This window comes from Streptomyces sparsus (genome assembly GCF_054776295.1).
Map to the genome: position 1 here is coordinate 1 of NZ_BAAHCA010000699.1, position 2,603 is coordinate 2,603.

The window sequence follows — 2,603 nt, forward strand, 5'->3', positions numbered from 1 at the left end:
CCGGCGGCCCCGGCCGCCGCCCGCGGTCGCCAGAACCGCCGCCGCGCCCCACCACAGCTTCGTCCGCTCGGCCGACGACTCCAGGGCGGGCAGTGCCTGCCGGGCCCAGGCCGAGTCCCAGGAGGCCATCCGGCGGGTGAGCCGGAGGTCCGCCTTGCGCAGATCCGTGAGGCTGATCATGGCTGCCGGATTCCCGCCCGGAGCCGCTTCACACCCCTCCCTCCGGGCAGGGAGGGCGGGGGTACGCCGGGCGACGCGGCCTGCCCGGCGACGGAGTCGTGGTGGGAGCCCCGGCGGGGGTGGAGCGGAGGCGTGGCGGTCACCGGTGGCCAGGCGGGGCGAGGCGAAAAAAATCACAGATTGGTCAGAGATGTGCGGTTATCTTCCGCCTGTCCTGGTCATCCGGTACCCATGGCACGGATACCGAAGCTGCATCGAGACAAGTCCGAGGACCAGGCGGGCGCGGGAACGCCGGACGATCGGGCCGGCCAGGACCGTGCCGGCTCCGGCAGCAGGGACGGCACCGACCACCGTGACGCCCCCGGCGGCCGGGACGACGCAGAGGCGGGTCGTCCAGGACCGGACCCGCAGGTCGAGCGCGACGCCCCCGACACGCCGACCGAGATGCCCAAGAAGTCGTGGGGCGCACTGCTGCGCAGTACGGCCAAGGAGTTCAAGCAGGACGAGCTCACCGACCGGTCCGCTGCGCTCACCTACTACAGCGTGCTCTCCCTGTTCCCGGCGCTGCTGGTGCTGGTCTCGCTGCTCGGCGTAGCCGGCCAGTCCGCCACCCAGCAGGTCATGGACAACCTCCAGGATCTGGCCCCCGGCGCGGCGCGCCAGGTGATCACCAACGCGGTGGAGCAGCTCCAGGGCAGCGGCGGAATCGGCTCCGTCATGGCCGTCGTCGGTCTGCTCGCCGCCGTGTGGTCCGCCTCCGGTTACGTCGCGGCCTTCATCCGCAGCTCCAACGTCGTCTACGACATGCCCGAAGGGCGTCCGGTGTGGAAGGTCCTGCCGCTGCGCCTGGTGCTCACGGTGGTCCTGATGGTCCTGGCCTGCGTCAGCGCCCTCATCGTGGTGCTCACCGGCGGTATCGCCCGGCAGGTCGGCACCGCGCTGGGCGTGGGCGACACCGCGATGACGGTGTGGTCGATCGCCAAGTGGCCGGTGCTGGTGCTGCTGGTCACCATCATGATCGCCGTCCTCTACTGGGCGGCGCCGAACGCCAGGGGCCGCGGCTTCAAGTGGGTCACGCCGGGCAGCTTGCTGGCGCTGCTGCTCTGGCTGGTCGCTTCCGCCGGGTTCGCCTTCTACGTCGCCAACTTCGGCTCCTACAACAAGACCTACGGCACTCTCGCCGGTGTGATCATCTTCCTGGTGTGGTTGTGGATCACCAACCTGGCGATCCTCCTGGGCCTGGAGTTCGACGCCGAGATGGCCAGGCAGCGCGCCATCGTCGGCGGCCACCCGGAGAACGAGGAGCCCTACGTCGAGCCGCGCGACACCAGGAAGTGGAGCGACGAGGACCGACGCCGGGCCGAATGACGGCCTGCCGCCCGGCGGTTCGGCGCCCGCGTGCCCTTCGCGTCCTGCGGAGGATCACGTGGCGACGCATCCGGAGGCCTTCCCTCCCCACCGGCCGCATGTGCGCGGCGCGGCCGGGTAACCGGTCGAACGAAGCATCCAAAAGACAGGTGAACGGTGATGAATCCTCCTGAGCACCGCCCGGAACACAACGGCAGCCAGAGCTCGGTGGGCGAGCTGGTGTCCCTGGCCTCGCAGCAGCTGTCCCAGCTGGTCCGTGAGGAACTGCGCCTCGCGCAGGCGGAGATGACCGCGAAGGGCAAGCGGTTCGGTATCGGCGGCGGCCTGTTCGGCGGCGCCGGGATGATGGCGTTCATCGCGCTGCAGGCCCTGGCCGCCGCCGCGATCGCGGCGCTGGCACTGGTACTGCCGGTATGGGCCTCGGCGCTGATCGTCGCCGTGGTCCTGCTCGGCGTCACCGCCGTGCTGGGGCTGGCGGGCAAGAAGCAGATCAAACAGGCGACACCGCCGGCGCCCGAGCAGGCGATCGCCGGCATCAAGGCCGACGTGGCCGAAATCAAGGAGAGGGCACATCGATGAGCGGCAAGCCCGAGACGAACGGATCCGCACCCACCCCCGAGGAGCTGCGGGTCCGCACGGAAGGCACCCAGGAACGGCTCGGCCAGAGCGTGGAAGGGCTGGCGGGCAAGGCCGACGAGGCGGCGCCGGGCGTGCGGCAGAAGGCCACCTCGGCCAAGGCGCAGGCCCAGCACGCCACCGCGCAGGCCAGGACACAGGTGCAGGAGAGGGCCACCCGGCTGGCGAAGCTCGCCCAGGAGCGCACCCCCGAGCCGGTGCGGGAGCGGGCCGCCCTCGCCCGTACGCAGGTCGGTGAGAAGGCGTCGGTCGTGGCCGGCAAGCTCCAGGAGCGCACACCCGACCAGGTGCAGGAGAAGGCCGGTCAGGTCGCCGCGGCGGCACGCCGCCGCCCCGCACCGATCCTGGCGGCCGTCGCGGTCCTGCTCGTCCTCGCCAAGATGACGCGGAAGCGCGGCGGACGCCGCTGACACCGTCGG

At 71.5% G+C, this 2,603-nt stretch carries 3 protein-coding genes and 1 pseudogene; 3 read left to right on the top strand and 1 reads right to left on the bottom strand.

The genetic code is table 11. The features are described 5' to 3' along the window. Nucleotides 1–180: pseudogene (locus tag ACYVE9_RS22295) on the bottom strand (phosphatase PAP2 family protein); the annotation flags it as partial. A 231-nt stretch (nucleotides 181–411) separates the two neighbouring features. Here ACYVE9_RS22295 and ACYVE9_RS22300 point away from each other — a divergent pair. The 3 genes from ACYVE9_RS22300 to ACYVE9_RS22310 all read left to right on the top strand — a co-directional run bounded on the left by ACYVE9_RS22300 (nucleotide 412) and on the right by ACYVE9_RS22310 (nucleotide 2,594). Beyond that, the gene (locus ACYVE9_RS22300; protein ID WP_461029675.1) at nucleotides 412–1,548 is read left to right on the top strand and encodes a YihY/virulence factor BrkB family protein; all 1,137 of its coding nucleotides are present in this window, start codon (nucleotides 412–414) and stop codon (nucleotides 1,546–1,548) included. Between the two features lie 159 nt (nucleotides 1,549–1,707). Further along, nucleotides 1,708–2,127: a phage holin family protein gene (locus ACYVE9_RS22305; protein WP_461029676.1), complete on the top strand. Its 420-nt coding sequence runs from the start codon at nucleotides 1,708–1,710 to the stop codon at nucleotides 2,125–2,127. Next, nucleotides 2,124–2,594 (top strand): DUF3618 domain-containing protein, encoded by a 471-nt coding sequence (locus ACYVE9_RS22310; protein WP_461029677.1) that lies wholly within the window; start codon nucleotides 2,124–2,126, stop codon nucleotides 2,592–2,594. The genes ACYVE9_RS22305 and ACYVE9_RS22310 overlap by 4 nt, the downstream gene beginning before the upstream one ends. Nucleotides 2,595–2,603 lie beyond the last annotated feature (9 nt).